This is a genomic window from Streptomyces sp. SAS_281 (assembly GCF_052542855.1).
Genome location: NZ_JBMNDO010000206.1, coordinates 1 through 7,580, shown reverse-complemented (window position 1 = coordinate 7,580; position 7,580 = coordinate 1). Strand labels below are relative to the sequence as shown.

General features: G+C 68.6%; 7 protein-coding genes. 3 read left to right on the top strand and 4 right to left on the bottom strand.

Going from position 1 to position 7,580, the window contains the following annotated elements; translation table 11 throughout:
• The first annotated feature begins 71 nt into the window (after positions 1-71).
• The 3 genes from ACN6LM_RS37230 to ACN6LM_RS37220 are packed head-to-tail and all read left to right on the top strand — an operon-like array spanning position 72 to position 3,246.
• The gene (locus ACN6LM_RS37230) at positions 72-1,052 is read left to right on the top strand and encodes an ABC transporter permease (protein ID WP_445069853.1); all 981 of its coding nucleotides are present in this window, start codon (positions 72-74) and stop codon (positions 1,050-1,052) included.
• Positions 1,053-1,063: 11 nt separating this feature from the next.
• Positions 1,064-2,089 (top strand): ABC transporter ATP-binding protein, encoded by a 1,026-nt coding sequence (locus tag ACN6LM_RS37225; RefSeq protein ID WP_445069852.1) that lies wholly within the window; start codon positions 1,064-1,066, stop codon positions 2,087-2,089.
• A gap of 26 nt (positions 2,090-2,115) precedes the next feature.
• Positions 2,116-3,246, top strand: a complete 1,131-nt coding sequence (locus ACN6LM_RS37220) for an ABC transporter ATP-binding protein (RefSeq protein WP_445069851.1) — start codon at positions 2,116-2,118, stop codon at positions 3,244-3,246.
• A 198-nt stretch (positions 3,247-3,444) separates the two neighbouring features.
• On the opposite strand, the gene ACN6LM_RS37215 is transcribed toward ACN6LM_RS37220, so the two are convergent.
• Genes ACN6LM_RS37215 through ACN6LM_RS37200 form a run of 4 tightly spaced genes read right to left on the bottom strand, consistent with a single transcriptional unit; the run spans position 3,445 to position 7,519 of the window.
• The gene (locus ACN6LM_RS37215) at positions 3,445-4,590 is read right to left on the bottom strand and encodes an ABC transporter ATP-binding protein (RefSeq protein ID WP_445069850.1); all 1,146 of its coding nucleotides are present in this window, start codon (positions 4,588-4,590) and stop codon (positions 3,445-3,447) included.
• Positions 4,583-5,641 carry an ABC transporter ATP-binding protein gene (locus ACN6LM_RS37210; protein ID WP_164404080.1) on the bottom strand — a complete coding sequence of 353 codons (1,059 nt, stop codon included), beginning with the start codon at positions 5,639-5,641 and terminating at the stop codon, positions 4,583-4,585. Before ACN6LM_RS37210 ends, ACN6LM_RS37215 begins: the two co-directional genes overlap by 8 nt.
• 11 nt (positions 5,642-5,652) lie before the next feature.
• On the bottom strand, positions 5,653-6,597 hold the full coding sequence (locus ACN6LM_RS37205; protein WP_445069849.1) for an ABC transporter permease: 945 nt from the start codon (positions 6,595-6,597) through the stop codon (positions 5,653-5,655).
• Complete coding sequence (locus ACN6LM_RS37200; protein ID WP_164404078.1) at positions 6,590-7,519, bottom strand: ABC transporter permease; 930 nt, start codon at positions 7,517-7,519, stop codon at positions 6,590-6,592. The genes ACN6LM_RS37205 and ACN6LM_RS37200 overlap by 8 nt, the downstream gene beginning before the upstream one ends.
• Positions 7,520-7,580: the final 61 nt, after the last annotated feature.

Below are 7,580 nucleotides of genomic sequence, written 5' to 3'. Positions count from 1 at the left end.
CCCCCCCCCCCCCCCCCCCCCCCCCCCGCTCCCCTCCCCCTCGTCGGCGTCTGCCAGGGAAATCCATCGCCATGTTCCGCTTCCTCATCCGCCGGGCAATCGGCGCACTGGTCATCCTCCTGATCATCAGTGCCATCACCTTCGTCCTCTTCTACGTCGCGCCCCGCGACCCCGCTCGCGCGGCCTGCGGCAAGATCTGCTCGCCGGAGACGCTGGCGCTGGTCAAGCAGAACCTCGGCATCGCCGACCCGCTGCCGGTGCAGTACTGGCACTGGCTGGAGGGCGTGTTCGTCGGCCGCGACTACAGCTCGTTCGGCCACTGCCCCGCGCCGTGTCTGGGCTACTCGTTCCGCAACCGCGAGCCGGTCCTCGCCACCATCGAGGACCGCTTCCCGACGACGCTCTCCCTCTCCGTCGGCGCCGCGGTCGTCTTCGTGCTCGTCGGTGTGGGCACCGGCATGCTGGCCGCCGTGAAGCAGGGCAAGGCGCTGGACAAGATCGCCTCGTCGGCGTCCCTGATCTTCTCCTCGATGCAGATCTACATCGTCGGTGTGGTCGCCATGTACTACCTCACCGACCAGTGGCACATCCTCAGCCGCCCCAAGGACGTCCCGTTCGGCCAGGACCCGGCCGGCTGGTTCTCCGGACTGCTGCTGCCGTGGCTGGTGCTGGCGCTGATCTTCACCGCCAACTACACGCGTATGACCCGTTCCCAACTGGTCGAGACGATGAGCGAGGACTACGTCCGCACCGCCCGCGCCAAGGGCCTGTCCCGGCGCACCGTGTTCTTCCGGTTCGCCTGGCGCGGTGCGATGGGCCCGATCGTCACCATCTTCGGCCTCGACGTCGGCCTGCTGCTCGGCGGTGCGATCATCACCGAGAAGGTCTTCGGTCTGCACGGCATCGGCGCCCTGTCGATCAAGGCGGTCTACGACAACGACCTCCCGATGATCCTCGGGGTCGTCCTGGTCGCGGCGGCGGCGATCGTCTTCTTCAACATCGTCGTCGACGCCGTCTACGCCCTCATCGACCCGCGCGTCCGCCTCGCCTAGGGAGAGACCCCATGAGCACCCCCTTCCTCTCCGTACGCGATCTGCGCGTGCACTTCTCCAGCGAAGACGGCATGGTCAAGGCCGTCGACGGGCTCTCCTTCGACCTGGAGCGCGGCCGGACCCTCGGCATCGTCGGCGAGTCCGGCTCCGGCAAGTCCGTCACCAACCTGGCCATCCTCGGACTGCACCACCCCGAGCACACCGAGATCCAGGGCGAGATCCTGCTCGACGGGCAGGACCTGCTGAACGCGTCCGAGCGGGAGCTGGAGCGGCTGCGCGGCAACAAGATGGCCATGGTCTTCCAGGACGCCCTGGCCTCGCTCTCGCCGTACCACACCATCGGCAAGCAGATCGGTGAGACGTTCCGCAAGCACACCGGCGCCTCCAAGCAGGAGGCCCGGGCGCGGGCCGTCGAGATGCTCACCAAGGTGGGCATCCCGCAGCCCGGCCTGCGCGTGGACGACTACCCGCACCAGTTCTCCGGCGGTATGCGCCAGCGCGCGATGATCGCCATGTCGCTGGTCTGCAACCCCTCGCTGCTGATCGCCGACGAGCCGACGACCGCGCTCGACGTCACCGTGCAGGCCCAGATCATGGACCTGCTCAAGGACCTCCAGCAGGAGTTCGGCACCTCGATCATCTTCATCACGCACGACCTCGGGGTCATCGCCGACATCGCGGACGACGTCCTCGTGATGTACGGCGGGCGCTGTGTGGAGCGGGGTACGAAGAAGGAGGTGCTGCGCACGCCCCAGCACCCGTACACCTGGGGTCTGCTGGGCTCGATGCCCACCCTCGAAGGCCCGGTAGACGTGCCGCTGTCGCCGATCCCCGGAACCCCGCCGAGCCTCCTCAACCCGCCGTCCGGCTGCCGCTTCCACCCGCGGTGCTCGTTCACCGAGCAGGTCGGCGGCGACCGCTGCTCGGCCCAGCAGCCTCCGCTGGACCTGGTGTCCGGGCGCGGGGCGGCCTGCCACCTGACCCCGGAGCAGCGCGCGGAGTTCTTCACCGACTTCGCCGGCAGCCGGGCCAACTGACGTACAAGAGACGGGACTTTCCCACCATGAGCAGCACCGATCCCCTCCTGGACGTCTCCGGACTCACCAAGCACTTCCCGATCAAGGGCGGCTTCCCGATCCGGCGGACCGTCGGGGCCGTCCAGGCCGTGGACGGACTGGACTTCACCGTCTCCGAGGGCGAGAGCCTGGGCCTGGTCGGTGAGTCCGGCTGCGGCAAGTCGACCACGGGCCGGCTGGTCACCCGGCTCCTGGAGCCGACCGCGGGCCGGATCGCCTACCGCGGGCAGGACATCACGCACGCCGACCGGAAGCAGCTGGCGCCGATCCGCTCCGAGATCCAGATGATCTTCCAGGACCCGTACGCCTCGCTGAACCCGCGCCAGACGGTCGGCAAGATCGTGTCGGCGCCGATGGAGGTCAACGGCATCGAGCCGCCCGGCGGCCGCGAGGCACGGGTGCGGGAGCTGCTGGAGACGGTGGGGCTCAACCCGGAGCACTACAACCGCTTCCCGCACGAGTTCTCCGGCGGTCAGCGCGCCAGCGCATGGGTGGCCCGCGCGCTGGCCCTGGAGCCGAAGCTGATCGTGGCGGACGAGCCGGTGTCGGCGCTCGACGTGTCGATCCAGGCGCAGGTGGTCAACCTGCTGCAGAAGCTCCAGAAGGAAATGGGGATCGCCTTCCTGTTCATCGCCCACGACCTGGCCGTCGTGCGGCACTTCTCGCAGCGCGTGGCCGTGATGTACCTCGGCCGGATCGTGGAGATCGCGGACCGCGACGACCTGTACGGCAATCCGCGCCACCCCTACACGCGGGCGCTGCTCTCCGCCGTGCCCGAGGCGACCGCCGACGACACGCCGGCCCGGGAGCGCATCCGGCTCACCGGCGACGTCCCGTCCCCCGTCAACCCGCCTTCCGGCTGCCGCTTCCGCACCCGCTGCTGGAAGGCGACGGACAAGTGCGCGAGCGAGGCGCCCCCGCTGGTGCGGGTCTCCGGCAGCCGTGAGGGCCACCTGACGGCCTGCCACTACCCGGAGGACGCCCAGTCGGTGGCCGCCGTCCCGCGGGCCCGCAAGGAGGACGCGAAGCCCGCCAAGGGCCTCGGCAAGGAGGACGCGAAGCCCGCCAAGAGCCTCGGCGAGGACGGCGGGCCCCAAGACCGCGAGGCGCGAGGCTGACACCCCTCGCCTCGGCCCCGGGGCCGTACGCCCGGTGCGGGACCCGACCGGTCCCCGCCCGCCGTACGGCTCCGGCCGGGGGAACCGAGCACGCATCGGCCCATTGACCCGAGCACCCTGCGAGCCCGGTTCCCGGTACACGGGAAAGGCGCCCCGGAACCGATCGGTTCCGGGGCGCCTTTTGTCGCGCGCGGCGGGTTACGAGGCCGCGTGCACCACGTCCTTCTCCTCCGCGAAGTGGCAGGCCGACTCGTGGGCGGCCGGCGTCTTCACGTCCTTGAAGCGCTCGGGGACCGCGAGGAGCGGCACCTCGGTGGCGCACTTGTCCTGGGCCTTCCAGCAGCGGGTGCGGAAGCGGCAGCCCGAAGGCGGATTGGCCGGCGACGGGACGTCACCGGAGAGGATGATCCGCTCACGGCCCTCGCGGGAGTCCGGGTCGGGAACCGGGACTGCCGACAGCAGCGCCTGGGTGTAGGGGTGCGTCGGGTGGTCGTAGATCTGGGTGTCCGTACCGATCTCGGCCATCTTGCCGAGGTACATGACACCGACCCGGTCGGAGATGTGCCGGACGATCGACAGGTCGTGCGCGATGAAGAGGTAGGACAGGTTGAACTCGTCCTGGAGCTTCTCCATCAGGTTGATGACCTGCGCCTGCACCGACACGTCGAGCGCGGAGACCGGCTCGTCGCAGATGATGATCTCCGGGTTGAGCGCGAGGCCGCGGGCGATCCCGATGCGCTGGCGCTGACCGCCGGAGAACTGGTGCGGATAGCGGTTGATGTACTCCGGGTTGAGCCCGACGACGTCCAGGAGGTCCTGGACCCTGCGCCGCCGGTCGCCCTTGGGAGCCACCTCCGGGTGGATCTCGTACGTCTCGCCGATGATGTCGCCCACCGTCATACGGGGGTTGAGCGAGGTGTACGGGTCCTGGAACACCATCTGGATGTTGCGCCGGACGGCCTTGAGCGCGCGGCCGGACAGCCTGGTGATGTCCTGGCCCTTGTAGAAGACCTCGCCCGCGGTGGCCCGCTCCAGCGACATCAGCAGCTTGGCGACGGTGGACTTGCCACAGCCGGACTCGCCGACGATGCCCAGCGTCTCGCCCGCGTACAGGTCGAACGAGATGCCGTCGACGGCCTTGACCGCGCCGACCTGCTTCTGGAACAGGATGCCCTGCGTCAGCGGGAAGTGCTTGACGAGGTTGCGCACCTGGAGGATCGGCTCCCCCTGCGACACGGGCGCGTCGATGGCGGCTACGGCCTCCGCCTCGGTCGCCGCGTCGACGGTCTCCACCTCGGAGACGTTGGGGGTGGCGTCCACGGACTCCTTCGAGATGTCAGCCATGGATCGTCTCCTTCCAGAAGTGACAGGCGCTGCGGCGGCCGGCCAGCTCGGTGCCGTCCTGCTCGGTCACCGCGTGGAGCGGCGGGATGTCCGAACGGCAGATGTCCTGGGCCATGGTGCAGCGCGGGTTGAAGGCGCAGCCCGACGGCACGTGCAGCAGGTTGGGCGGCAGGCCCTTGATCGCGAAGAGCTCCTGGCCCTTCTGGTCCAGGCGCGGGATCGAGGCCAGCAGACCCTTGGTGTACGGGTGCGCGGGGCGCTTGTAGATCTCGTGCACCGGGGCGGTCTCGACGATCCGGCCCGCGTACATCACGGCGATCTTGTCTGCGACGTCCGCGACGACACCCAGGTCGTGGGTGATCAGGATCAGGCCCATGTTGTACTCGCGCTGGAGCTCCGCGAGCAGGTCCATCACCTGGGCCTGGACGGTCACGTCGAGCGCGGTGGTCGGCTCGTCCGCGATGATCAGGTCCGGTTCCAGGGCGAGCGCCATCGCGATCATGATGCGCTGGCGCATACCGCCGGAGAACTGGTGCGGGTAGTCCGAGACCCGGGCCGCGGCGGCCGGGATCTTCACCTGGTCCATCAGCTCGATGGCCTTGGCGCGGGCTTCCTTCTTGGACAGGCCCTGGTGGACCCGGAACATCTCGCCGAGCTGGTAGCCGACGGTGAGGACCGGGTTGAGCGAGGACAGCGCGTCCTGGAAGATCATGGCGATCTTCTGGCCGCGGATCTTCCGGCGCTCCTCGTTGGACATCTTGAGCATGTCCTGGCCGCGGAAGAGGATCTCGCCCTGGGGGATCTTGCCGGGCGGCATGTCGAGGATGCCCATGATGGCCTGCGCCGTCACGGACTTGCCGGAGCCGGACTCACCGAGGACGGCGAGGGTCTCGCCCGCGTCCACGCTGTAGTTGACCCCGTTGACCGCTTTGGCCACGCCGTCGCGGGTGTGGAACTCCACGTGCAGGTCACGGACTTCGAGCAGGGGACCGCTCTCGTCGCCGGACCCGCGCGGAGCAGGAACAGCCGCCGTCTTGTCGATGGTGGTCATGTACGCCTCCCTCAGCGCAGCTTGGGGTCGAGGGCGTTGCGTACCGCATCGCCGAGCATGATGAACGCGAGGACGGTGATCGACACCATGACCGACGGGATGATCAGCACGTAAGCGGCGTTACGCAGCTGCTCCTGGCCGGAGGAGATGTCGACGCCCCACGACACGGTCGGTTCGGCGAGACCGATGCCCAGGAAGGACAGGGTGGCCTCGGCCGAGATGTAGCCGCCGAGCGCGATGGTCGAAACGACGATCACCGGGGCGATCGCGTTGGGCATGATGTGCTTCAGCAGGATGCGGGTGGTCGAGGCACCGAGTGCCTTCGCCGCCATCACGTAGTCGGCCTGCTTGATGGTCATCACCGAGCCGCGCGCCACACGGGCGATCTGGGTCCAGCCGAGGAAGGCCAGGGCCAGGATGACGACCCAGATGTGCCGCTCCTCGAACGAGGTCAGGACGACCATCGCGCCGAGGATGAAGGGGACGCCGAAGAAGATGTCGGTGACCCGGGACAGGATGGTGTCGATCCAGCCGCCGAAGTATCCGGCGAGCATCCCGACGATCGTGCCCAGGACCGTCACCAGCACGGTGACGACCACGGCGACGGTGATCGAGGCGCGGGCGCCGTAGACCACGCGGGCGTAGATCGAGCGGCCCTGGATGTCGTAACCGAACCAGTCGGCCTGGAAGAAGTGGCCCCACTTGGGCCGCTGCAGGTAGTGGTGGGCCAGGTCCGCGTAGCGCGGGTCGGCGCCGGTGAACAGGCCGGGGAATATCGCCATCACCAGCAGGAAGATGATCAGGACCGCCGAGACCACGAACAGCGGGCTGCGCCGCAGGTCGTACCAGGCGTCCGTCCAGAGGCTGCGGGCCTTGGCGACCTCCGCGGTGGGGGCCGGCACGGCGGCGATGGGCGCGGAGGCGTCCGCGGAGGTTTCCTTGAGCGTCTCAGGCATACCGGATCCTCGGGTCCAGGACCGCGTAGAGCAGGTCGACTATCAGGCTGGCGGCGAGGTAGACGAGCACGATCAGCGTGACGATGCCGACGACCGTCGCCCCTTCGCGGTGGCGGAGGGCGTCGAAGACTGCGGAGCCGACGCCCTTGACGTTGAAGATGCCCTCGGTGACGACGGCACCGCCCAGCAGGGCGCCGAGGTCGGTACCGAGGAAGGTGACCACCGGGATCATCGAGTTCCGCATCAGGTGGACGCCGATGACGCGACGGCGCGGCAGCCCCTTGGCGACGGCGGTACGCATGTAGTCGGAGCGCAGGTTTTCCGCGACGGAGGTACGGGTCAGCCGTGCCACATAGGCGAGGGACAGCGACCCGAGCACGACCGCCGGGAGGATCAGTTCGCTCGAATTCGCTTCCAGGCTGACGTTGGGATCGACCCAGCCGAGCTGGAAGGCGAAGAAGTACTGCCCGAGGAAGCCCAGCACGAAGGAGGGCACCGAGATGAGCAGGAGCGTCAGGACGAGCAGCAGGCGGTCACGAAGGGTGTCGGCCTTCAGTCCGGCGAAGACACCGATGGAAATGCCGACGAGGACCGTGAACAGGAAGGCAAACAGGGCCAGCCGGATCGTGATCGGGAAGGACTCGGAGATGATGTCGGCCACCGGTCGCCCACTGGCGATCTGGGTGCCGAAGTCGCCCTGGAAGAGTCCTACGAGGTAGTTCCAGTACTGGTGCCAGAGTGGCAGGTCGAGACCGAGGTCCTTCTTCATCGCTGCGATCTGCGCGGGGTCGACGGTCTGCTCACCTGCGAGTGCGCGCACGGGATCGCCGGGCAGCGCGTACATCATGGCGAAGACCAGCAAGGTCGACCCGAGGAAGACCGGGATCATCTGGAGCAGTCGCCGCGCGACGTAACGCCCCATGTTTGCCTCCGATTGGGGGGAATGCAGCCCAGGGACCGCGCTCCGGATAGCGGAGCGCGGA

Bases quoted from the DNA above. Each gene is read 5' to 3' on its own strand.
- ACN6LM_RS37205 (WP_445069849.1), bottom strand. From the start codon at position 6,597: ATGCCTGAGACGCTCAAGGAAACCTCCGCGGACGCCTCCGCGCCCATC.
- ACN6LM_RS37225 (WP_445069852.1), top strand. From the start codon at position 1,064: ATGAGCACCCCCTTCCTCTCCGTACGCGATCTGCGCGTGCACTTCTCC.
- ACN6LM_RS37200 (WP_164404078.1), bottom strand. From the start codon at position 7,519: ATGGGGCGTTACGTCGCGCGGCGACTGCTCCAGATGATCCCGGTCTTC.
- ACN6LM_RS37230 (WP_445069853.1), top strand. From the start codon at position 72: ATGTTCCGCTTCCTCATCCGCCGGGCAATCGGCGCACTGGTCATCCTC.
- ACN6LM_RS37215 (WP_445069850.1), bottom strand. From the start codon at position 4,590: ATGGCTGACATCTCGAAGGAGTCCGTGGACGCCACCCCCAACGTCTCC.
- ACN6LM_RS37210 (WP_164404080.1), bottom strand. From the start codon at position 5,641: ATGACCACCATCGACAAGACGGCGGCTGTTCCTGCTCCGCGCGGGTCC.
- ACN6LM_RS37220 (WP_445069851.1), top strand. From the start codon at position 2,116: ATGAGCAGCACCGATCCCCTCCTGGACGTCTCCGGACTCACCAAGCAC.